Source organism: Pseudomonas sp. SMN5, from assembly GCF_052041925.1.
In the GTDB taxonomy this organism is placed as follows: Bacteria; Pseudomonadota; Gammaproteobacteria; order Pseudomonadales; family Pseudomonadaceae; genus Aquipseudomonas.
Genome location: NZ_JBKGGX010000020.1, coordinates 59,589 through 80,813 on the forward strand (window position 1 = coordinate 59,589; position 21,225 = coordinate 80,813).

General features: G+C 61.1%; 20 protein-coding genes. 4 read left to right on the forward strand and 16 right to left on the reverse strand.

All coding sequences use genetic code 11. From position 1 onward, the window contains the following. Positions 1-33: 33 nt before the first annotated feature. Positions 34-207 carry a DUF3094 domain-containing protein gene (locus ACLEJR_RS19675; protein ID WP_440797733.1) on the reverse strand — a complete coding sequence of 58 codons (174 nt, stop codon included), beginning with the start codon at positions 205-207 and terminating at the stop codon, positions 34-36. Positions 208-326: 119 nt separating this feature from the next. Next, positions 327-953: a DUF1780 domain-containing protein gene (locus ACLEJR_RS19680; protein ID WP_245140946.1), complete on the reverse strand. Its 627-nt coding sequence runs from the start codon at positions 951-953 to the stop codon at positions 327-329. 227 nt (positions 954-1,180) lie between these two features. Between ACLEJR_RS19680 and ACLEJR_RS19685 the strand changes: the two genes are divergently transcribed. Beyond that, the gene (locus ACLEJR_RS19685; RefSeq protein ID WP_440797731.1) at positions 1,181-1,867 is read left to right on the forward strand and encodes an energy-coupling factor ABC transporter permease; all 687 of its coding nucleotides are present in this window, start codon (positions 1,181-1,183) and stop codon (positions 1,865-1,867) included. 63 nt (positions 1,868-1,930) lie between these two features. Further along, positions 1,931-2,146, forward strand: coding sequence for a hypothetical protein (locus tag ACLEJR_RS19690; RefSeq protein WP_003185533.1), 216 nt, complete (start codon positions 1,931-1,933; stop codon positions 2,144-2,146). On the opposite strand, the gene yacG is transcribed toward ACLEJR_RS19690, so the two are convergent. The 5 genes from yacG to pilB are packed head-to-tail and all read right to left on the reverse strand — an operon-like array spanning position 2,143 to position 6,785. Next, positions 2,143-2,349 (reverse strand): DNA gyrase inhibitor YacG, encoded by a 207-nt coding sequence (yacG, locus tag ACLEJR_RS19695; protein WP_440797728.1) that lies wholly within the window; start codon positions 2,347-2,349, stop codon positions 2,143-2,145. The genes ACLEJR_RS19690 and yacG overlap by 4 nt on opposite strands. Then, complete coding sequence (coaE, locus tag ACLEJR_RS19700; RefSeq protein ID WP_440815915.1) at positions 2,346-2,969, reverse strand: dephospho-CoA kinase; 624 nt, start codon at positions 2,967-2,969, stop codon at positions 2,346-2,348. The genes yacG and coaE overlap by 4 nt, the downstream gene beginning before the upstream one ends. 24 nt (positions 2,970-2,993) lie before the next feature. Further along, positions 2,994-3,863: a prepilin peptidase gene (locus ACLEJR_RS19705; protein WP_440815917.1), complete on the reverse strand. Its 870-nt coding sequence runs from the start codon at positions 3,861-3,863 to the stop codon at positions 2,994-2,996. Position 3,864: 1 nt separating this feature from the next. Further along, a complete protein-coding gene (locus tag ACLEJR_RS19710; protein WP_440815919.1) occupies positions 3,865-5,082 on the reverse strand; it encodes a type II secretion system F family protein in 1,218 nt (405 codons plus the stop codon). 2 nt (positions 5,083-5,084) lie between these two features. Further along, positions 5,085-6,785, reverse strand: a complete 1,701-nt coding sequence (gene pilB, locus ACLEJR_RS19715) for a type IV-A pilus assembly ATPase PilB (protein WP_440797720.1) — start codon at positions 6,783-6,785, stop codon at positions 5,085-5,087. Between the two features lie 225 nt (positions 6,786-7,010). Here pilB and ACLEJR_RS19720 point away from each other — a divergent pair, with 225 nt between their 5' ends. Together ACLEJR_RS19720 and ACLEJR_RS19725 are read left to right on the forward strand one after the other, a co-directional pair. After that, the gene (locus tag ACLEJR_RS19720) at positions 7,011-7,421 is read left to right on the forward strand and encodes a pilin (RefSeq protein WP_440797719.1); all 411 of its coding nucleotides are present in this window, start codon (positions 7,011-7,013) and stop codon (positions 7,419-7,421) included. A gap of 268 nt (positions 7,422-7,689) precedes the next feature. Continuing rightward, positions 7,690-8,043: a BON domain-containing protein gene (locus ACLEJR_RS19725; RefSeq protein WP_440815921.1), complete on the forward strand. Its 354-nt coding sequence runs from the start codon at positions 7,690-7,692 to the stop codon at positions 8,041-8,043. A 312-nt stretch (positions 8,044-8,355) separates the two neighbouring features. Here ACLEJR_RS19725 and ACLEJR_RS19730 read toward each other — a convergent pair whose 3' ends face one another. The 9 genes from ACLEJR_RS19730 to ACLEJR_RS19770 form a co-directional block, all read right to left on the reverse strand. After that, entirely contained in the window at positions 8,356-8,652 is a 297-nt protein-coding gene (locus ACLEJR_RS19730) for a DUF2845 domain-containing protein (RefSeq protein ID WP_440797815.1), read from the reverse strand. Positions 8,653-8,654: 2 nt separating this feature from the next. Beyond that, positions 8,655-11,588, reverse strand: a complete 2,934-nt coding sequence (locus ACLEJR_RS19735) for a DUF748 domain-containing protein (RefSeq protein WP_440815923.1) — start codon at positions 11,586-11,588, stop codon at positions 8,655-8,657. Positions 11,589-11,706: 118 nt separating this feature from the next. Next, positions 11,707-12,723, reverse strand: a complete 1,017-nt coding sequence (locus tag ACLEJR_RS19740; protein ID WP_440815925.1) for a class I SAM-dependent rRNA methyltransferase — start codon at positions 12,721-12,723, stop codon at positions 11,707-11,709. A gap of 117 nt (positions 12,724-12,840) precedes the next feature. Continuing rightward, positions 12,841-14,778, reverse strand: coding sequence for an acetate--CoA ligase (gene acs / locus ACLEJR_RS19745; RefSeq protein ID WP_440815927.1), 1,938 nt, complete (start codon positions 14,776-14,778; stop codon positions 12,841-12,843). A gap of 195 nt (positions 14,779-14,973) precedes the next feature. Beyond that, entirely contained in the window at positions 14,974-16,638 is a 1,665-nt protein-coding gene (gene pgi, locus ACLEJR_RS19750; RefSeq protein WP_440815928.1) for a glucose-6-phosphate isomerase, read from the reverse strand. A gap of 372 nt (positions 16,639-17,010) precedes the next feature. Further along, positions 17,011-17,871 carry a pantoate--beta-alanine ligase gene (gene panC / locus ACLEJR_RS19755; RefSeq protein ID WP_440797707.1) on the reverse strand — a complete coding sequence of 287 codons (861 nt, stop codon included), beginning with the start codon at positions 17,869-17,871 and terminating at the stop codon, positions 17,011-17,013. Next, positions 17,868-18,668, reverse strand: a complete 801-nt coding sequence (gene panB, locus ACLEJR_RS19760; RefSeq protein WP_440797705.1) for a 3-methyl-2-oxobutanoate hydroxymethyltransferase — start codon at positions 18,666-18,668, stop codon at positions 17,868-17,870. Before panB ends, panC begins: the two co-directional genes overlap by 4 nt. 329 nt (positions 18,669-18,997) lie before the next feature. Then, positions 18,998-19,483, reverse strand: a complete 486-nt coding sequence (gene folK / locus ACLEJR_RS19765; RefSeq protein WP_440815929.1) for a 2-amino-4-hydroxy-6-hydroxymethyldihydropteridine diphosphokinase — start codon at positions 19,481-19,483, stop codon at positions 18,998-19,000. A gap of 3 nt (positions 19,484-19,486) precedes the next feature. After that, positions 19,487-20,884 (reverse strand): polynucleotide adenylyltransferase PcnB, encoded by a 1,398-nt coding sequence (locus ACLEJR_RS19770; protein WP_440797701.1) that lies wholly within the window; start codon positions 20,882-20,884, stop codon positions 19,487-19,489. Positions 20,885-21,225 lie beyond the last annotated feature (341 nt).

Here is a 21,225-nt window from a genome sequence, read left to right on the forward strand (position 1 = left end):
AAAAGAAACGTATCTGTGAAGTACGACACCCGCTCATAGCGTCAGGTAACTGATCAGTCGGCTCAACAGGCCCAGGCCGATGGTCACGGCCACTACCACCACCAGGAGCATCCACGGCCGGAAAGGCCGGCGCTCGACTTGGTGCTGGGACAGTTGCAGGTACTCTTCGACATGCTTCTGGTCATCCGGGTTCAGGCGGCTGGTCATAAAGGCCTCGTCAGGTAGACGTTGCGAAAGGTGCAGACGCTACAACGTCCGCTCCGTGGCATTAATGCAGCGTAGCCGTTCATCAGGTGAGCGTACACGTGCCGGTGTCTGTCGCAAGTCTACAGGCTGATCCCGACGTCGAACACAATGCTGCGGCCCAGGTTGCTGCGCAGGAAGTCCGGTGCGTCGGGGTGGGCGAACAGCACCCGGGCAAAGGTCGGGCCGACCAGCGACAGGGACCGCCAGCCCTGGCGCAAGTACTCGGTGGGCGGTGGAAAATGACTGTTGAGGTCCAGTACTTCGCGCTTGAGGCTGGCGAAGGCAATGATGTCCAGATCGCCCAGGTCCATGCCGCGCTCGGTGTAGTTGTGGGCCTTCTTGCGCAGGGTCGGGGCCAGGCGCAGCAGGAACTCATTGGCCGGGATCCGTCGCGGCTTGGCTTCGCGGCGCACCAGCTGGCTCAGGGAAAACGCACTGCGGCGGCGTTGCAGCTCATCGCGCCATTCGTCATTGAGGCGCCGGCCTTCATCGAGTACGAAGAACACCTCGAAATTGGCGTCGCGAAACAGGACGTCCGGGGGCTCGCCCGCCGGGGCAAACTCATCGGCGCGATAAGGCACGTTAAGCCCTTGCAGCAGTCGCTGGCAGACCCAACGCTCACGCTCCCATTTGCGGGCATTGGAGAGAAAGGCGTTGGCTTGCTCGGCCGCGATGGTCAGCAGGCGTAAATAATCGGAATCATCCATGAGCCCAAGCTTAGCGTTCAATTGCGACAAGCTGAAAGCGTCGCGGTGATTAATGGACGTTATGAGGGGGTAGACTGCTGGTCTGAAGTCACCGTGGCGAGGGAGCTTGCTCACGTTCGAGCGCGAAGCGGTCGCAAATTCTTTAGGTCTGCTTCGCAGCCCAGCGGGAGCAAGCTTCCTCGCCACACCAGGCTGTTTATGCAAGGACAAGCAAAAGGAGTAGTCCCATGATCGGTGCCGAGCTGCTATCGCCGCAGACACTGACGGTCGGCTGGCTGATCTATGTGCCGGTATTGGCCTGGGCTGTGTGGCGGGCGCCGTGGGTCGAACTGTTCACTGACAGCCGTCGCCAGCATCTGTTGTTCGGCACCGTCCTGGCGCTGTTCCTGCTGTGGCTGGTGCGACGGGATTTCGATACGGGCGTGTCGTATCACTTCATTGGCATGACCGCGGTGACCCTGCTGCTGGATTGGCCGCTGGCGATCCTCGGTGGGCTCATTGCCCAGCTCGCCCTGGTGTTGCTGGGGCGCCAGGACATGGCGGCGCTGGGCATCAACGGTGCGCTGCTGATCCTGCTGCCGGTGCTGGTCACCGAGTGTTGCGCGATCCTGGTGGAGCGGGCCCAGCCGCGTAACCTGTTCGTGTATATCTTCTGCTCGGGATTTCTCGCGGCCGCGCTTTCGGCGCTTTTGTGTCTGCTGTTGGGGTTGGGTCTGCTCTGGTACGACGGGGTTTTCACCATGCCCTACTGGCTGGGAGATTTCATTGGTTACCTGTGGCTGATCATTTTCCCCGAGGCGTTCATCAATGGCATGGTGGTCAGTGCGCTGGTGGTATTCAGTCCCGACTGGCTGGAGACCTTCAACCGTACGCGCTATCTGTCGGCACCCTGGAAGGATGATGACAAGCCTTGATTCACATCAAGGTCGCATCGCCACCCGCCCCTCATGCTCTGGAAAACTTCCAGGAGCACAGCCATGAGTGTTTATGAGTGGGCGAGACAAGAGATCAGGCGTAGTCACGACGCGGCCATGGAGATCGGCTTCGACCCGGGCCTTAGCCTGCGTGCCTTGCTCAGTGCCATCGTGCAACAGAGCAAGACAGTGCGCAGCGTCGAAGACCTGGCCGATGAGTTGAGCTTCCTGGCGGAAAACCTCGACGACGAGCAGGACTACGGTTTCATGCGGCCTTAGTGGTGCGAGCGGGGATTGAAATCCTCGCTGAACAGCTCATCCTCGGCCTCCGGGCTGACCGGGATCTTGTGTTCTTCCGACGCCCAGGCGCCCAGGTCGATCAGTTTGCAGCGATCGGAACAGAACGGTCGGAATTTGCTTTCCGGGCTCCATTCCACAGGGGCGCCGCAGGTCGGGCAATTGACGATTGGGGTCTGGCTCATGACTGGCCTCCACGCAAAGTAAGGTAAAAGTGATGCAGGCGCTCGACCTCGCTGTGCAGCCAGGCGAGGTCGCGGTCGTTGACCACCACGTCGTCGGCATGGCTCAGGCGGTCCTGGCGGCTGGACTGGGCCTTGAGGATCGCCTGGACCTGCTGTTCGCTGGTCTGGTCGCGCTGCAAGGTGCGTTCGATCTGCAATTGTTCCGGCGCATCGATCACCAGGATCCGCTGGGTCATGGCGTACTGCCCTGACTCGATCAGCAGCGGCGAAACCAGAATCGCGTAGGCCGATTGTGCCTGGGCCAGATGATGGGCAATTTCCTCGGCGATCAGCGGATGCAGCAGTGCTTCCAGCCAGCGGCGTTCATCGGCGTTCTCGAAGATCAGCTTGCGCAACGCCGCTCGATCCAGCGCGCCATCGGCCTGCAGCGCACCGGGGCCAAAGTGCCCGACGATTTTCGCCAGCGCCGGGCGCCCGGGTTCGACCACCCAGCGCGCCGCGTGATCGGCATCGATGACATGCACACCCAGGTCGATGAAATGCTGGGCCGCCGCGCTCTTGCCGCTGCCAATGCCACCGGTCAGGCCGAGAATCCAGGGTTTTTCCACGGGGCTACTCATAAAAAAGGTCTTGGGGAATCGACATCAGAAACCGACAGACTGCCAATAGAAGTCGGTTATTTGACCACCCCAGAGCAAGGCAATCCAGCCGGCAATAGCCAGATAAGGCCCGAAAGGGATCTGCGTCGAACCCGGGGCGTTGCGCAACCGCAGCACAACGACTCCGATCAGCGCCCCCACTAGCGATGACAAGAGCAATGTCAGCGGCAGCAGTTGCCAGCCACCCCAGGCGCCCAGCATCGCCAGTAGTTTGAAGTCGCCATAGCCCATGCCTTCCTTGCCGGTGATCAATTTGAACACCCAGAACACCGACCATAGCGCCAGGTAGCCGGCCACCGCGCCCCACATCGCCTGGTCCAGGGTGACGAACAGCCCGAAGCTGTTGACGATCAGGCCCAGCCACAGCAGGGGCAACACCAGCGAATCCGGCAGCAACTGGTGCTCGATGTCGATCAGGCTCATGCCCAGCAGGCCCCAGGTCAGCACCAGCACCATTGCGGCCTGCCAGCCAAAACCGAAATGCCAGGCGACGAACGCCGACAACGCGCCGCAGGCCAGTTCGGTCAGCGGATAACGCTTGCCGATGGGGGTTGCGCAGCTGGAGCAGCGCCCGCGCAGCATCAGGTAGCTGAGCAGCGGGATGTTTTCCCAGGCCCGGATGCGATGGCCGCAGTGTGGGCACTCGGAGTGGGGCAGCATCAGGTTGTACACCGGGCCTGGGGCCTCGGGCGGCAGGCCGAGCAGGTCGTGGGCTTGCAGGCGCCATTCGCGGTCGAGCATTTTCGGCAGGCGCCACGCCAGCACGTTGAGGAAACTGCCGACGATCAGTCCGAGCAATAACGCAGCGAGCACGAAGGCCAGGGGATAGAGCAGGAAAAATTCGCTCAAGGGCATGTCAGATCGCAGAGCCGAGTTGGAAGATGGGCAGGTACATGGCAACCACCAGACCACCGACGACTACGCCAAGGATCACCATGATGAAGGGTTCCATCAGGCTGGTGAGGTTGTCCACCAGATTGTCCACTTCGGCCTCATAAAAACTCGCCACTTTGTCGAGCATGTCGTCCAGCGCACCGGATTCTTCGCCAATGGCGGTCATCTGGATCGCCAGGTTCGGGAAGATCCCTGATGCACGCATGGAGAAATTCAACTGCATGCCGGTCGAGACATCCTGCCGGATACGCTGCACCGCCCGCTTGAACACTACGTTACCAGTGGCGCCGGACACCGAGTCCAGGGCTTCGACCAAGGGCACGCCGGCGGCAAATGTAGTAGAGAGCGTACGGGCGTAGCGGGCCACGGCGGACTTGTACATCAACGCGCCTACCAGCGGCAGCTTGAGCAGCCATTTATCGCGCCAGTCACGAAAACGCTGGGAGCGCTTGAGCGCATACTTCACTGCGAAAAACGCCCCGACCAGCGTGCCAAGCAGCAGGTACCACCACTGCTGCATGAACTCCGACAGGCCGATGACCATCACCGTGAACGCGGGAAGCTCTGCGCCGAACCCCGAGAACACCGACTCGAATTGCGGCACCACCTTGACCAGCAGGATACCGGTCACCACCGCTGCGACCACTATCACGGCGGTGGGGTAGGTCATGGCTTTCTTGATCTTGGCCTTGAGCGCTTCGCTTTTTTCCTTATAGGTCGCGACCCGGTCCAGCAGGGTGTCCAGGGCTCCCGCCTGCTCGCCGGCGTCCACCAGGTTGCAGTACAACTCGTCGAAATACTGCGGGCACTTGCGCAGTGACGCGGCAAAGCTGTTGCCCGCCGCGACCTCCTGTTTGACCTCGTCCACCAGCTTGCGCATGTTGGCGTTGTCGAAGCCTTCGCCGATGATGTCGAACGCCTGCAACAGCGGCACGCCAGCCTTGAGCATGGTTGCCATCTGGCGGGTGAAGAGGGCGATATCCAGCGGTTTGATGCGCTTGCCCTTGCTGAATATCGACGTGGATTTCTTGCGGACTTTCTCCGGATTGATCCCTTGTTTGCGCAGTTGTGCCTTGACCAGCGCCGGGCTCTGGCCCGCCAGCTCGCCGGTCATTTTCGTGCCTTTGCGATCCTTGCCTTCCCAAGTGTAGACATCGGTTTTGACTGCCTTGACCGCCATGTTCAATCCTTGGTGACCCGGTTGATTTCTTCGAGGCTGGTGAGGCCCTGCATGACTTTGAACAGCCCGGAAGTACGAAGGTCGTTGAAACCGTCCTTGCGCATCTGCAGGTCGATTTCCAGCGAATTGCCTTCGGCCATGATCAGTCGTTGCAGCTCGGGTGTGTTCTTGACCACTTCGTAGACCCCCACGCGCCCCTTGTAGCCGTGATTGCATTGATCGCAACCGACCGGCTCATAGATCGTGAAGGAGCCGATGCGTTCCCGGGGGAAGCCTTCCTTGAGCTGGGTTTCCTCGGGGATCTGGATGGCCTTCTTGCAGTGGGGGCAGAGTTTGCGCGCCAGCCGTTGGGCGATGATCAGGTGCACCGCGGTGGCGATGTTGAACCCTGGGATGCCCATGTTCTGCAGGCGGATCAGGGTTTCGGCGGCACTGTTGGTGTGCAGTGTGGAGAGCACCAGATGCCCGGTCTGGGCGGCCTTGATCGCGATCTCGGCGGTTTCCAGGTCACGGATCTCGCCGACCATGATCACGTCCGGGTCCTGGCGCAGGAACGAGCGCAGGGCCTGGGCAAAGTCCAGCCCCTGGCGTGGGTTGACGTTGACCTGGTTGATGCCTTCCATGTTGATTTCCACCGGGTCTTCGGCGGTGGAGATATTGATGTCCACAGTGTTGAGGATATTCAGGCCGGTGTAGAGCGAGACGGTCTTGCCCGAGCCGGTTGGCCCGGTAACCAGGATCAGCCCCTGTGGCTGTTTGAGGGCGGCGACGTACAACTCTTTCTGATCCGGTTCGTAGCCCAGGGCGTCGATACCCATTTGCGCACTGGAGGGGTCAAGGATCCGGATCACCACCTTCTCGCCCCAGAGCGTGGGCAGGGTGTTGACCCGGAAATCGATGGATTTGGTTTTCGACAGGCGCATTTTCAGGCGCCCGTCCTGGGGCTTGCGTCGTTCGGAAATATCCAGGCTGGCCATGACTTTCAGCCGCGCCGCAATACGGGTGGCCAGTTGGATCGGCGGCCTGGCGACTTCTCGCAGCATGCCGTCGGTACGCACCCGCACCCGGTAGGATTTTTCATAGGGCTCGAAGTGCAGGTCGGAGGAGCCGCCCTTGATCGCGTCCAGCAGCATCTTGTTGACGAAGCGCACCACCGGCGCATCGTCGGAATCCTGGCCGGCAATGGCGTCTTGCTTGTGGTCGTCGATCGACTCGATGTCCAGGCCGTCGAGGTCGACGTCGCCCATGCCTTCCAGGCCGGTGCTACTGGACTCGAAGAATTTCTCGATGGCATCGCTGAGCTTGTCATCCTCCACCAGGATGGCTTCGGTGGTCAGCCCGGTACTGAACTGGATGTCATTGATGGCCTGATGATTGGTGGGGTCGGAGATGCCGACGAACAGCTTGTTACCGCGCCGCCACAGCGGCAGGGCATGGTGCTGGCGCACCAGTTTCTCGCTGACCAGGCCCGTGGGTTGGGATTCCTTGTCGAGGCTGTTGAGGTCCAACAGGGCAACGCCGAAATGCTCCGAGGCAATTTCCGCCACCCGGCTGCTCTGCACCAGTTTGTTCTGCACCAGGTAGCTGACCAGGGGCAGGCGACTGCGTTGGGCTTGCTGATTGGCCTGTTGTGCAGTCTGCTCGGTGATCAGTTCGGCCAGTACCAATTGCTTGGTCAGGCCGCTGAGGGCGATGTCATTCATGGGAATACCGGCGGCGGACAGTTCATGACTTATAGCGTAGTCAAGCGTCGACGCCAAACCAGCGGGGCCGGGTGACAAAAAGTGTCAGATAGTGCGGTTGCAGGTATGGGATATCGGCCTCAAGCGTCCTGAAACCCCCTGCCGGCGGGGCCGAGGAGGGTTGGCATGTGCCGTGCAACGGCCGCTTCAGGACATGAGACTTCGACTCATGCTATGGAGATGTCTATGAGCAAGCAAAATGGTTTTACCCTGATCGAGCTGCTGATCGTTGTAGCGATCATTGGCATCCTGGCGACTTTTGCGTTGCCGCAATATTCCAAGTACCAGGCGCGAGCGAAGGCTACCGCCGGGCTCGGTGAGATATCGGCGCTGAAGGTACCGTACGAGGATCAGATGAATCAGGGGGTCAACCCGACAGCGACCAACATGAACATCACAACGCCTACCAGCAATTGCGCAGTTGCCGTCACAGGGACCGCCTCGGCGGGTACTGGCACCATTGTGTGTACGCTCCAGAACGCCCCAGCTGCCGTGGCAGGTAAGACCATCACCCTCAGCCGTGATGCCAACGGAGCATGGACTTGCGCCTCCAACGCCGCCAAGGAATTTCTGCCGACCGGCTGCCCTGGCGTCTGATGCTGCAGAGGCGGGGGAGTCAGCTCCCCCGCCGCAAAAAACTTCGTAATTCATAAGCTTAGAGCAGGCCTGGAATCGGCAAGTTGCATGTTGAAAAATCGGTCGGTCTTGCATTTTGCATGATTCCAAAAATTGCCGCTTCGCTTAACTCCTTGATTTGAAAGATATTATTTTTAATCTATAAACTGGCACAGCCTTCGCACTACTCCTGTTACCCCTGCCGGGACGCACTTCCGGCGGTTTTCTGAGAAAAACAGGAGTTACTCGTATGAAGAAGTTCGCTATCACTGCCGCCGCTGCTACTGCACTGACCCTGTCCATGGCTAGCGCTTTCGCCGAGACCACTCAAGCAACTCAGGCTCCAATGATGCTGGCCGCAGGCGAAGTGACCGAGGCGAAGGAAGCCACCTCCGATACTTGGATCACCACCAAGGTCAAGGCTGACCTGATGACCGAAGACGGTGTTCCAGGCTCCGACATCAAAGTTGAAACCAACAAAGGTGTCGTGTCGCTGTCCTCGACCGTGGCGGTGACTGAGACGCAGAAAGAACTGGCCGTCTCGATTGCCAAGAAAATCAAAGGCGTCAAGGCCGTGTCGGCTGACGGCCTGAAAGCCGAGTAAGTCTCAAGCTTCTCGCCTGGACCGGGAGAAGGCACGGCACGCGGGCTGAGTCATACGCGGGCCGTTGCTCTGGTCCATGCAAAAGACCATACGGATGTGGTCATCACAGGCCCCCCGGCATTTCTGTCGGGGGGCCTGTTCTATTTTGGAAAGGGATTTTGCAGGACTGCCTGTGGGATTGAAGTGCCCCTATCGCGAGCAGGCTCGCTCCCACAGGGAATTGCGCTGAGACCACCCGAACCCTGTGGGAGCGAGCCTGCTCGCGATGGCGCCGGTACCGACAACATCATTTCAATTGACTAGCGCGGACCTTCAGCGCCCACGCTTGCTGGTAATCTCCACCAGCCGATTCCCTTCGAAACGCAGGTACTGGTACATGCCGCTGTTGGGCCCGTAGGTCCATTCTTCCACCGGGTATTCCTCCCGGCGATTGACACTGCGCTTGTAGCCCAGGTCATCCCGCCCCGTTGGTTCACCGCATTTTTGCAGCACTTCGCTGGCGCGATCGCCCAGGCTGATCAACTGGCTGCCGCAACGCAGCGTATTGGCGGCGAACGCTTGATGAGTGGCGAGCAGCAGACCCAGGCCCAGCCCGTACAGGTATTTCATATTCATTCGGCATCCAGGTGCATGGGGGTGATCACGCGGCCGTCGCTCTCGGCCTGGCCGAGGTTGGCATCGATGAAGTACACGCGGTCATCAGCCAGGCGGCCCTTGTCCACCAGGAAGTCCTTGATGCTGCCGGCGCGCTCCTGGCCCAGTTGACGCAGCAGTACGTCGCTGCCACTCCAGAACTTAATCACCTCTTCGCGCAGTTTTTCGGTGCGGGCCTTTTTGTCCAACTGCGCCCATTCGGCCGGCGGCTGGGCCTTGAGACGGGTGCGATAGATGCCTTCGAGCAGCGGCGCTTTCTCATCCTCCGGCACTTGCAGCAGCGAGGCCTGGGCCGGGACTTTGTCGCCGCGACGTTGCAGCATCTTGTAGTAGTTGTACTGGTATTCACGTTCCAGGCGCTGGGCGGCGAGCAGCGGGCCGTCGCTGCTTTCGGCGGCGGTGCCTTCGATCTCCAGACGCAGCTCAGGGCGCTTGCCCAAGGCTTCGGAGAGCTTGAGGAGCATGCTTTCGTTTTCCTTGCTCAGGTCACTGGAGCCCGGAGCGAACGCTACGCTGCCCAGGTCCTCGGAACCGCCACCGGACACCAACCCCCCGATGAGCTTGAATGGTGCCTGGGCTGCACGCACCACCAGGTTGCGCAGGGTCTGCCAGACAATCGGCATGACGCTGAACTGCGGATCGTTGAGGTTGCCGGTTACCGGCAGTTCAATGGAAATCTTGCCTTCGGAATCCTTGAGCAGCGCGACGGCCAGTTTCAGCGGCAAGCTCACGGCGTCCGGGCTGTCGACTTTTTCACCCAATTGCAGCTGCTCGACGACCACTTTGTTTTCGGCCTGGAGCTGACCCTTGGTGATGCGGTAATGCAGATCGAGATTGAGCCGGCCCTTGCGGATGCGATAGCCGGCGAACTTGCCGGAGTAGGGCGTCAGGGTGGTCAGCTCGACCCGTTTGAAGCTGGTGGCGATATCCAGGCTTGCCATCGGATCGAAGGGGGTGAGGGCACCTTTGATGGTAACTGGCGCATAGCGATCGACCTTGCCTTTGACGTCGACGCTGGCCGGCTTGGCCTGGCGACTGTCAATGGTGCCGATCTGGCCGTTGAGCTGCTGGATGGCCGTGGCGAAATTAGGCGTCAGGCTGAAGTCGGCGAAGTTGGCCGAGCCGTCATTGATGGCGATCCCGCCGATGTGGATACCCAATGGCTTGTCCTGGGACGCCGGTTTTGCCGCAGCGCTCTTCGCACCACCGTCGACCGGTTGCGGGATCAGCAGGTCGTCGACATTGGTGGTGCGGTCGTCGTTGATCATGAATCGCGCGTAGGGCTGGAACAGGTTGACCTTGTCGATGGACAGGCTGTCGCCATGCTGATAGCTGAGGCCTTCGAGGACCAGGCTCTGCCACTTCACGAAATCCCGGGTCTTGAGGGTGTCGAGGGTGTGCAATTGATCGACCTGGGCGCGGCCAGTGACGGCAAAGGCCAGCGGCTCGGTGCTCTTGAGGTCGACCGCCAGGTCACTGCCGAGCATCCCGGAGCGCAGCTCCAGGCGAATGAATGGGTTGATATAGGACTGGGCGACGCGCAGGTCGATGTCTTGCGTCTTGACCTTGAGCCGGGCGCTGATCGGGTTCAGGTTGACCTCGCCATCGGCCAGGATTTTGCCTTGTTTACCCACGCCAGTGTCCAGCTTGAGGGTAAACGGTGAGCCGTTGAGGGTGTCATAGTTCTGCAAATCCAGGTTCAACGGGCCGACTTCCAGCGCCACGTTGGGTTGCGCCTGGCGGTCGGCCAGATGCACCTGGTAATTGCGCAATTGGACATCTTTGAGCAGTACCTGCCACGGCTTGCCTGGCGCTGGCGGCGTGGCGGGCGGCGAATCGGCCGCGGCCGGGGCCGATGCCGGCTCGACCTTGACTTGCGGCTTGGCCGGCTGGCTAGCGAAGAGTTTCTGCCAGTCCAGTTGTCCGTCGGCTTCGCGGGCCGCCCAGGTTTCCAGCTTCTGGCTGCGGATCTTGCCTACCACCACTTGCTGTTTGGCAAGGTCGACCGTGGTTTCGCTGACGTCCAGGCGTTCGAGTTTCGCCAGCGGACGGCCGTCCGGTGCCTTGATGGCGAAGGGCGCGACGCTGACCGCTACGTTGCTGAGCAGCAGTTCGGTTTCCTTGGCCAGGTTGAGCTTGTAGTCGGTACTCAGGTTGAGCACGCCGTCTTCAAGCACCAGGGGCACCGCATCGCGCACGTAGGGCCACCAGGCTTTCATCTGGCCGTCGGTGACCTTGAGCTTGCCTTCGGAGGCGATGGGAGAAAGGCTGAAATTACCGGTCCAGTCGATCTGGCCGCCCGCTGGACCGGCAGCCACCAGGGTCATGTCGGCGCTGTCGTCGGGCAGGGTGCTAAGGTTTTTGAGCTCGAAATCGAGGGCGTCATAGAGAAATTCGATGGGCTCGCTGGGGCGCAGGTCCTGGAAGTGCACATAGCCGCTGACGAGCTTGATGCGGTCGACCCGCAGGGGGAATGGCTTGGCATCGGGATCGGCCGGCTTGGGTTCGCTGGCTGGCAGCTTGAACAGGCCCAGCAGGTTCAGCTGGCCGTCCTTGGCGAACACCACCTCGGTCTTGGGTTTGTCCAGTTCGATGTCGGCCAGGTGCAACGCCCCCGTCCACAGGCTGTCGAGTTGCAGGTTGGCGTAGAGTCGTTCGAAGCCGACTTGTTCCTTGCCCGGTTCGCCGATGTTCAGGCCCCATAGAGTGACCTCGAGGCTGAAAGGATTGAGTTCAAGGCGCTGGATCCGGGCCGGCACCGTAGCGTGCTCGGCCAACTGCTGATTGGCGATCCGCAAGGCGATGCCCGGCAGGATCAGGAACCCCAACAGGCTGTAGAGGGCCAGTGCGGTCAACAGGGCGCCAAGTGCGCGGATCAATCCTTTGGACATGTTCGGTTTCATCTGGTGTGAATCGGAGTGCCTTGGAGTATGGCACGCGTTTACGGTTCCGAAGCCACTGTGATTTATGAGATTTGTCCGTTTTTCGAGTAGGAGTTCCCCGACAGATTCACAGTTGCAGGATCAAAGTCTTGAGCGGTGGTTGGTGGTCCATTGAGGGGAAGTCGCTGGCGGGCGTCAGTACACTCCACTCGCGCACTGGGCGGCCGACCTTTTCCGCGCAGCGCAGCACTTGCTCGCGCCAGTCATCCATGGGGACTTTCGCCAGGTTGTTGCAGCAGATCAGCACGCCGTTTTCGGCGGTGGTGAGCAGCGCCGGTTTGAGCAGGCTCTGATAGTCGCGTAGCAGGTCGACAGTGCCGAAGGCGCTCTTGGCCCAGGCCGGTGGGTCGAGCAGCACCAGATCATACTGGCGTTGCTCCAGGCGCACGTAGCTTGGCAGTTTCTGCCCGCGGCGCTGGCTGATAGGCAAGCCGGCCAACTGGCGGATGGCCGGGAAGTAATCCGATTGCACGAATTCCATGGTCGGCAGCCCGGGGTTGAGCAGGCCGTTTTCGCGTCCCACCGCCAGGTTGCCTTCGGCGAAGTCCAGGTTACACACTTCCCGCGCGCCACCGGCTGCGGCGCTCAGGCCGACGCCGCAGGTGTAGGCAAACAGGTTGAGCACGCTTTTGTTGCGGCTATGCGCCTTGACCCAGCCGCGGGCGTTGCGCAGGTCGAGGAACAACAACGGATCCTGCCCGGCGTGGCGTCCGCGAACACGGTAGTTCAGGCCCCACTCATGGCCGATCAGGTCTTGTAGGGCGGCTTCTTCGGCCTGGTAGACCGTGTCCTGGCGATCGATGCGCGAATTGCCTCGGGCGCGGTCGTTGTACACCAGCAGCGTGTCCAGGCCCAGGTGTTCGTTGACAATGCCATGCAGCTGCAGCAACGCCTCGCGCTCCAGCGACTGGTGGAAGCTTTGCACCAGCAATTGCGGCCCGTAGCGGTCGACGGTAAGGCCGGGTGCGCCTTCCTGGCTGCCATGGAACAGGCGATAGCAATCGGTGTCTTGCTGGTGCAATTGGCCGAGCAGGTCGTGACGCTGGTCGAGGGCGGCGCGCAGCGCCTGATTCAAAGAGGACATGCCGTGCGCGCCTTAGAGAAATGAGGCGCGGGAGTTTAACAGTTATGGACAGTGTATGCGGTTCAGAGCCGAGCACTGACCGTGGCGAGGGAGCAAGCTCTCTCGCCACGGGGGGATTCAGCGATTCAGGCGCTTCTCGATCAATCCCTCAACCACGCTCGGATCGGCCAGGGTCGAGGTGTCGCCCAGGTTGTCGAGTTCGTTGCAGGCGATCTTGCGCAGGATGCGGCGCATGATCTTGCCCGAGCGAGTCTTGGGCAGTGCCGGTGCCCATTGGATCAGCTCCGGTTTGGCGAAGCTGCCGATTTCCTTGCTGACATGAGCCAGCAGTTCTTTCTTCAATTCGTCATTGGCCTCCACGCCGTTCATTGGCGTGACAAAGGCGTAGATGCCCTGGCCTTTGAGATCGTGCGGATAACCGACCACCGCGGCCTCGGCGATGCTGTCGTGCAACACCAGGGCGCTCTCCACCTCGGCGGTGCCGATGCGATGGCCGGAGACGTTGATCACGTCGTCGATGCGCCCGGTGATCCAGTAATCGCCGTCTTCGTCGCGGCGGGCTCCGTCGCCCGTGAAGTAGTAGCCGGGGTAGGGCTTGAAGTAGGTGTCGACCATGCGTTGATGATCGCCATAGACACTCCGGATCTGCGCCGGCCAGCTGGACTTGATCGCCAGCACGCCGCTCCCGGCACCCTGGATTTCCTTGCCGGTTTCATCCAGCAGCACCGGTTGTACGCCAAACATCGGCCGGGTGGCGCAGCCCGGCTTGAGCCGCGGCGCGCTCACCAGCGGGCTGAGCATGATGCCGCCGGTCTCGGTCTGCCACCAGGTGTCGACAATCGGGCAGCGCTGTTCGCCGACTGCATTGAAATACCATTCCCACGCCTCGGGGTTGATCGGCTCACCGACACTGCCGAGCAAGCGCAGGCTCTTGCGCGAGGTTTCTTGCAGTGGCGCGGCGCCTTCGCGCATCAACGCACGCAGGGCGGTGGGTGCGGTGTAGAAAATGTTGACCTGATGTTTGTCGATGACCTGCCAGAAGCGCGAACTGCTGGGATAGCTGGGCACGCCTTCGAAAATCAGCGTCGTGGCGCCGTTGGCCAAGGGGCCGTAGACGATGTAGCTGTGGCCGGTGACCCAACCGACGTCGGCGGTGCACCAGAACACTTCGTTGTCGCGGTAATCGAGTACGTACTTGAAGGTCATCGCCGCTTGCAACAGATAGCCGCCGGTGGTGTGCAACACGCCCTTGGGTTTGCCGGTGCTGCCAGAGGTATAGAGGATAAACAGTGGGTCCTCGGCGTCCATCGGCTCGGGCGGGCAGTCGTCGCTCATGTCGTGCATGGCCTGGTGGTACCACAGGTCACGACCTTCAACCCAGTTCACCTCGCCCTGGGTGCGCTCGACTACCAGCACGGTACTGACGTCCGGACAGCTTTCCAGCGCTTTGTCGACATTGCGCTTGAGTGCAATGAAGCGCCCGCCGCGCACACCTTCATCTGCGGTGATGACGGTGCGGCAGTCGGCATCGAGAATCCGATCGCGCAACGAATCCGGCGAGAAGCCACCGAACACCACTGAATGCACCGCGCCAATGCGGGTACAGGCAAGCATGGCGTAGGCCGCTTCCGGAATCATCGGCATGTAAATGCAGACCCGGTCGCCTTTCTTCACGCCACGGCTCTTCAGCACGTTGGCCAAGCGGCATACGTGATTGTGGAGTTTCTTGTAAGTGATCTGCGCCGATTCGGCAGGGTTGTCGCCTTCCCAGATAATCGCAATCTGGTCGCCTCGACTGTCCAGGTGGCGGTCGATGCAATTGGCGCTGACATTCAGCTTGCCCCCGGCGAACCAAGTGGCATCGCCATTCTTGAGGTCATAGCGCTGGACGGTCTGCCAGGGCGTCATCCAGTCGAGAAAACGCTTGGCCTGCGCGCCCCAGAAAGCGCTGGGGTGCTCAATGGATTCCTTGTAGAGCCGCTGGTACTCGTCCTGAGTCAGTTGCGCAGCCTGGCGGACGGCATCGGCTTGTGGGTACTGGCTGATATCGAACATGACGGCTCCTTATTCTTGTTTTGCGACAAGACATAAAGATGCTCCGAGTAGCCAAAGGGTTCAAGCCATGCACCAAACAACTGTGGGAGCGAGCCCGTTCGCGATGGCGTCGGTACATTCAACATTTCTATTGATTGACAGACCGCTATCGCGAGCAAGCTCGCTCCCACAGGAGGCATGCTCAGGGTGATGAAATCAGCCGCGATGACGCCCGCGGAAGTAGCTGATCAGACCCTGGGTCGAAGCGTCTTCCGCCGGGCTTTCTTCACTGCCCACCAGTCGGTTGTAGACGCCTTTGCCCAGTTCCTTGCCCAGCTCCACGCCCCATTGGTCGAAAGCGTTGATCCCCCAGATGACGCTCTGCACAAACACTTTGTGTTCATACAATGCCACCAGTGCGCCGAGACGGCGCGGACTGATGCGCTCGACCACCAGCGTATTGCTCGGACGGTTGCCGGGGATCACCTTGTGGGTGGCCAATTTCTGCACGTCTTCTTCGCTCGCACCTTTGTCGCGAAGCTCGGCTTCGGCTTCGGCGCGGGTCTTGCCGAGCATCAGTGCCTGGCTCTGGGACAGGCAGTTGGCGTACAGCCACTGATGGTGGTCGGCCACCGGGTTGAAGCTGACGACCGGCACGATGAAGTCCGCCGGGATCAGTTGGGTGCCTTGGTGCAGCAGTTGGTGGTAAGCGTGCTGACCGTTGCAACCGACGCCACCCCAGATCACCGGACCGGTGTCGGTGGATACCGGCGTACCGTCCTGGCGCACGCTCTTGCCGTTGGATTCCATGTCCAGCTGTTGCAAATGCTTGGTGATGTTGCGCAGGTAATGGTCGTACGGCAGGATCGCGTGGCTTTGCGCGCCCCAGAAATTGCCGTACCACACGCCCAGCAGCGCGAGCAGCACCGGCATGTTCTGCTCGAACGGCGCGCTCTGGAAGTGCTGGTCCATCGAGTAGGCGCCAGAGAGCAATTCCTTGAAGTTCGACATACCGATGGCGAGCGCGATCGGCAGCCCGATGGCCGACCACAGCGAGTAACGCCCGCCAACCCAGTCCCACATCGGGAAGATGTTCTCTTCGCGGATGCCGAACGCCACGGCGGCGGCGTTATTGCTCGATACGGCGATGAAGTGGCGGTACAGCTCGGCTTCGGAGCCACCCTGGGCAAGGTACCAGGCGCGGGCGGCCTGGGCGTTCTTCAGGGTTTCGAGGGTGTTGAAGGACTTCGACGAGACGATGAACAGCGTGGTCTCGGCGCGCAGCTTCATGGTCAGTTCGTGGAACTCACTGCCGTCGATGTTGGCCAGGTAATGGCAGCGCACGCCTTTTTGCGCATAGGACAACAGCGCTTCGGACACCAGCTCGGGGCCGAGGAAGGAACCGCCGATGCCGATGTTCACCACGTCGGTGATCGGCTTCTCGGTGTAGCCGCGCCACAAACCGTCGTGAATGCGGCCCACCAGGTCGGTGATCTGATTCAGGACCTTGTGTACATCCGGCATCACGTTGACGCCGTTGACCAGCAGCTTGTCCCCCACTGGACGGCGCAGGGCGGTGTGCAGGGCCGGGCGGTTCTCCGAGGCGTTGATGATCTCGCCTTCGAGCAGTGCCTTGATCGCGCCCTTGAGGTCGACTTCGTTGGCAAGACCCACCAGCAGGTCGCGGGTCTGGGTGGTGATCAGGTTCTTCGAGTAATCGAGAAACAGGCCACAGCTCGACAGGGTGAATTGGTTGAAACGCTGCGGATCGGCATTGAACGCTTCGCGCATGCTGAAATCCTGCATGGCTTTGCGGTGGTCATTCAGCGCTTGCCAGGCGGGCAGAGCGGTCACGTCATGAGGGGTTCGGTAATACGCCATCGCTGCGGGTTTCCTTTTTACTTGAACGACCTTTTTGTACACGAAAATTCCGGCGCGGCTTGCGGCGGGCGTCCGGAGACTGCGTCGACACGATCGCCGCACGCAGGGCGACTACAGTAAACCTCGCGTGGCGATCTGTCTTGACTTTGTCAGACCGCAAGCCGGTACTTTTTTATACATTGGGGTTGGAAGGGGGGCGACGGGCGGGGCGCTGTTAGCAGCGGCGCCTTGAAGCCGACCTGTAACTTGCAGATGTACTTGCTTCAATTGTGGGAGCGAGCCTGCTCGCGATGGCGGTGTGTCTGTCACATTCATCTTGAATGTGCGGACGCTATCGGGAGCAGGCTCGCTCCCACAGGGAGATGGCAGGGGTCAGGCGGGTGCGTCGAGATCCAGATGCAGGTTATCGATCAACCGCGTGGTGCCCAGGAAGGCTGCCACCAGGATTACCAAGTCCCGGTCCTCGCCCGTAGCCGGGCGCAGGGTCCGGGCGTGACGGATCTCCAGATAGTCGGGACGCAGGCCGGCGGCTTGCAGTTGTTTGAGCTGCTCGGCAATCAGTGCCGGGAAGTCCCTTCGGCCCTGACGGATGGCTTCGGCGATTTGGCTCAGGCCGCGATAGAGCACGGGTGCGGCGGCGCGTTCTTGCTGGCTGAGGAAACCGTTGCGCGACGATAATGCCAGGCCGTCTTCGGCGCGTACGGTCGGCTCGCCGATGATCTGGATCGGCATGTTCAGGTCATGGACCAGTGCGCGGATCACCGCCAGTTGCTGGAAATCTTTCTGACCGAACACCGCCAGGTCTGGCTGGACCATGTTGAACAGCTTGCTGACCACCGTCGCCACACCTTCGAAATGCCCTGGTCGGCTGGCGCCGCACAGGCCTTCGGATAATTGCGGGACGCTGACCCGGGTTTGCCCGGCCATACCGTCGGGGTACATCTCCTCGACACTGGGCGCGAACAACAGGTGGCAGCCGGCCTGAAGCAGTTTCTCCTGGTCGGCTGGCAAGGTCCGGGGGTATTTGTCCAGGTCTTCGCCGGCACCGAATTGCAGCGGATTGACGAAAATGCTCGCCACCACGAAGTCGGCCCGTTGCGCCGCCTTGGTCACCAGTGCCACGTGGCCGCTGTGTAGGTTGCCCATGGTCGGGACAAAGGCGATGCGCTTGCCTTCGCCGCGGGCGCGGGCCACGGCGGCGCGCAGTTCGCGTACGGTTTTGACGGTGTTCATGCGGAAAATCCGTGTTCGACGCCAGGGAAGGTGGCCGCTTTCACTTCGGCCACGTACGCGCCCAGGGCTCCCTGGATGCTGGTTTGGCCTGCCATGAAGTTCTTCACGAACTTGGGCACGCGACCGGTGATCGAGAGCCCGAGCATGTCATGCAGCACCAGGACCTGCCCGTCGGTGGCGCTGCCCGCGCCAATCCCGATCACCGGGATGTTCACCGCCTGGGTAATTTCTTCCGCCAGCTCGCTGGGTACGCATTCGAGCAGCAACATCGCCGCCCCGGCCTGCTCCAGGGCAATCGCATCGGCGCGCATCTGGCGTGCCTGATTTTCATTGCGGCCCTGGACCTTGTAGCCGCCGAGGACGTTCACCGCTTGCGGCGTCAGGCCCAGGTGCGCGCAGACCGGGATGCCGCGCTCGGCCAGCAGCCGGATCGAGTCGGCGAGCCACAAGGCACCTTCTATCTTGAGCATGTGCGCGCCGGCCTGCATCAATTGGGCGCTGTTGCTCATGGTCTGTTCGAGGGTGGCGTAGGCCATGAATGGCAGGTCGGCGAGGATCAGTGCATCGGTGTTACCGCGTTTGACCGCGGCCACGTGGTAGGCCATGTCGGCGGTGGTCACCGGCAGCGTACTGTCGTGACCTTGCAGCACCATGCCGAGGGAATCGCCCACCAGCAACACTTCGACACCCGCCTCGTTGCAGGCGTGGGCGAACGTTGCGTCATAGCAGGTCAGCATGGTGATCTTTTCACCTTTTTGCTTGAGACCTTGCAGCGTGGTCAGGGTAATAGCTGGCATGAAAAAGTCCTCATTGGGCGTTCGTATACAGGCGCACCTTCTATGTGTAGTGCTTGTAAGGCCTGGATGGCGCCCTTCAACGCCGCGTTGGCGGCAACGGGACGCCTATAGTCGTGAGGAGTACGGGGGAAGTCAATTGGATGTGTTACCGGCGGGTGTTACCGAGGTTACTGATGCGTTTCAGCCGTGGGGGCGTCTTAAAGATGACCGTCCGGTACTGGAGCTTGTGGGAGCGAGCCTGCTCGCGGTAGCGGTAGGCCAGTCAACGTGAATGTCGACTGATATACCGCTATCGCGAGCAGGCTCGCTCCCACAAGGGATGGACTGCGTCAGAGAGGGGGCAGGCGCTCCAGGCCTTCGAACGGGCACGCGGCCAGCATGTCCTTGAGCAGGCGCCCATCGGCCAGGCGCAGGCCGGCGGGGGCCAGTTCCGCCAGTGGATAGAGTACGAAAGCCCGGGCCTGCATGTGGTAATGCGGGACTTTCAGGCGCGGTTCATCGATCAGGCGCTCGCCGAACAGCAGGATGTCCAGGTCCAGGGTCCGTGGGCCCCAGCGCTCCAGGCGCTCGCGGCCTTGTCCGGTTTCGATGGCTTGCAGCGCATCGAGCAGGGCCAGGGGGGCCAGTTGACTGTCCAATGCCGCTACGGCATTGGTATAGCGCGGTTGACCCGGCAGCAGGGAGTCGCTTTGATAAAACGCCGAAACGCCCGCCAGTCGGGTGTCGGGCAATTGCGCCAAGGCCTGGAGGGCGCTGCGCAGTTGTTCGGCGGGTTCGGCCAGGTTGCTGCCCATGCCGATGTAGACGCGTTCCATCGGTTATTCGCCCGAATCGCTCGATGCACCGGCACGTTTGCGCTTGGCTCCGCTGCTGCGACGGCGCTTGCGCGGGCCGCTGGCACCGTCGTCCTTGCCGCTGAGTTCACGAATCATCTCGCGGCGCTCGCTGTCGTTGGCGTCCTGGTAATCGGTCCACCATTCGCCCAGGCCGTCGGTCTGTTCGCCGGCGCTTTCGCGCAGCAGCAGGAAGTCATAGCCGGCACGGAAACGTGGGTTGTCCAGCAGCAGGTCGGCGCGCTTGCCGCTGCGCCGTGGCAGGCGCTCCTGCATGTCCCAGATCTCGCGGATCGGCATTGTGAAGCGCTTTGGAATTGCGATGCGCTGGCACTGTTCTGCGATCAATTCGTGGGCGGCTTCCTGCATCGCCGGGATCGGCGGCATGCCTCGGTCCTGCAGGCGCAGCACCCGGGCTGGCAGGGCCGGCCAGAGCAGGGCGGCAAACAGGAACGCCGGGGTCACCGGCTTGTTCTGCTTGATGCGCAGGTCGGTGTTGATCAGCGCTTCGCTGATCAGGGTGTGGGTGTAGGTCGGGTTGTGCTCCAGCGCCTCGGCACTGGCCGGGAACAGCGGGTCGAACAGTTGCAGATCGACCAGCATTTCGAAGGTGTCCGCTGCGTTGCCCGACAGGAACAGCTTGAGCACTTCCTCGAACAGCCGTGCCGAAGGGATTTCCCGCAGCATCGGTGCCAGTTCGCGAATCGGCGCGGCGCTGTGTTTTTCGATGCCGAAGTCCAGCTTGGCGGCAAAGCGCACGGCCCGCAGCATCCGCACCGGGTCTTCCTGGTAACGCTGCTTGGGATCGCCGATCAGGCGGATCAAGTGATTACGGATGTCGTGTACGCCATTGGCGTAATCGAGAATACGCTCGCTCACTGGATCGTAATACAGCGCGTTGATGGTGAAGTCGCGGCGCTGCGCGTCCTCTTCCAGCGTGCCGTAGACGTTGTCGCGCAGGATACGGCCGCTCTCGTTGCGCGAAGACTGGTTGCTGTCTTCCTCTTCATCGTTTTGCGGATGATTGGCGCGGAAGGTAGCCACTTCGATGATTTCACGACCGAAGTGGATGTGGACCAGCTTGAAGCGCCGGCCAATAATCCGTGCGTTGCGAAATTCGGCCCGTATCTGCTCCGGCGTGGCGCTGGTGGCGACGTCGAAATCCTTAGGGGTGATGTTGAGCAGCATGTCGCGCACGCATCCGCCGACCAGGTACGCCTGGTAGCCGGCGCTCTGCAGGCGTTCGACGATGTTCACCGCATAACGGCTGAACTGGGCCTTTTGCAGGGAATGCTGGCCGCTGTTGAGCACTTCAGGCGTGCTGCGAATGTGTTGCGTACGACGCAAGGGAGAACGGAATGACTGGAACAGCTTCTTCAGCATGGGATGCACTGTTTGAAGGAATGTTCGGCCAAAACGAAGAATGACCGCATGATGGGCGGGGATTCTAGCATTTAGTGGAGGGATGGTGTAGGACACGGCAGCTTTGAGCTGCAAGCTTTAAGCGGCAAGCCTTGTAGGACTGCAGGCTGGAATCGCAGAAACCACAAGGGGAGCCGAAGCTCCCCCAGAATTAGTTGCGTGCTCTGTTTTTATTATGGTTTTCGGGCTTCTTGTTTTTGTTGAGTGCCCGCGCCACGAAGTTTCCTACGTGACCCTCCCAATCGGGAGCCAAGAGCAAACGGATTGCTTTGGTCGCTGTGTTGCAGTGATCAATCGATCCA

Bases quoted from the DNA above. Each gene is read 5' to 3' on its own strand.
- ACLEJR_RS19675 (WP_440797733.1), bottom strand. From the start codon at position 207: ATGACCAGCCGCCTGAACCCGGATGACCAGAAGCATGTCGAAGAGTAC.
- ACLEJR_RS19680 (WP_245140946.1), bottom strand. From the start codon at position 953: ATGGATGATTCCGATTATTTACGCCTGCTGACCATCGCGGCCGAGCAA.
- ACLEJR_RS19685 (WP_440797731.1), top strand. From the start codon at position 1,181: ATGATCGGTGCCGAGCTGCTATCGCCGCAGACACTGACGGTCGGCTGG.
- ACLEJR_RS19690 (WP_003185533.1), top strand. From the start codon at position 1,931: ATGAGTGTTTATGAGTGGGCGAGACAAGAGATCAGGCGTAGTCACGAC.
- yacG (WP_440797728.1), bottom strand. From the start codon at position 2,349: ATGAGCCAGACCCCAATCGTCAATTGCCCGACCTGCGGCGCCCCTGTG.
- coaE (WP_440815915.1), bottom strand. From the start codon at position 2,969: ATGAGTAGCCCCGTGGAAAAACCCTGGATTCTCGGCCTGACCGGTGGC.
- ACLEJR_RS19705 (WP_440815917.1), bottom strand. From the start codon at position 3,863: ATGCCCTTGAGCGAATTTTTCCTGCTCTATCCCCTGGCCTTCGTGCTC.
- ACLEJR_RS19710 (WP_440815919.1), bottom strand. From the start codon at position 5,082: ATGGCGGTCAAGGCAGTCAAAACCGATGTCTACACTTGGGAAGGCAAG.
- pilB (WP_440797720.1), bottom strand. From the start codon at position 6,785: ATGAATGACATCGCCCTCAGCGGCCTGACCAAGCAATTGGTACTGGCC.
- ACLEJR_RS19720 (WP_440797719.1), top strand. From the start codon at position 7,011: ATGAGCAAGCAAAATGGTTTTACCCTGATCGAGCTGCTGATCGTTGTA.
- ACLEJR_RS19725 (WP_440815921.1), top strand. From the start codon at position 7,690: ATGAAGAAGTTCGCTATCACTGCCGCCGCTGCTACTGCACTGACCCTG.
- ACLEJR_RS19730 (WP_440797815.1), bottom strand. From the start codon at position 8,652: ATGAAATACCTGTACGGGCTGGGCCTGGGTCTGCTGCTCGCCACTCAT.
- ACLEJR_RS19735 (WP_440815923.1), bottom strand. From the start codon at position 11,588: ATGTCCAAAGGATTGATCCGCGCACTTGGCGCCCTGTTGACCGCACTG.
- ACLEJR_RS19740 (WP_440815925.1), bottom strand. From the start codon at position 12,723: ATGTCCTCTTTGAATCAGGCGCTGCGCGCCGCCCTCGACCAGCGTCAC.
- acs (WP_440815927.1), bottom strand. From the start codon at position 14,778: ATGTTCGATATCAGCCAGTACCCACAAGCCGATGCCGTCCGCCAGGCT.
- pgi (WP_440815928.1), bottom strand. From the start codon at position 16,638: ATGGCGTATTACCGAACCCCTCATGACGTGACCGCTCTGCCCGCCTGG.
- panC (WP_440797707.1), bottom strand. From the start codon at position 17,871: ATGAACACCGTCAAAACCGTACGCGAACTGCGCGCCGCCGTGGCCCGC.
- panB (WP_440797705.1), bottom strand. From the start codon at position 18,668: ATGCCAGCTATTACCCTGACCACGCTGCAAGGTCTCAAGCAAAAAGGT.
- folK (WP_440815929.1), bottom strand. From the start codon at position 19,483: ATGGAACGCGTCTACATCGGCATGGGCAGCAACCTGGCCGAACCCGCC.
- ACLEJR_RS19770 (WP_440797701.1), bottom strand. From the start codon at position 20,884: ATGCTGAAGAAGCTGTTCCAGTCATTCCGTTCTCCCTTGCGTCGTACG.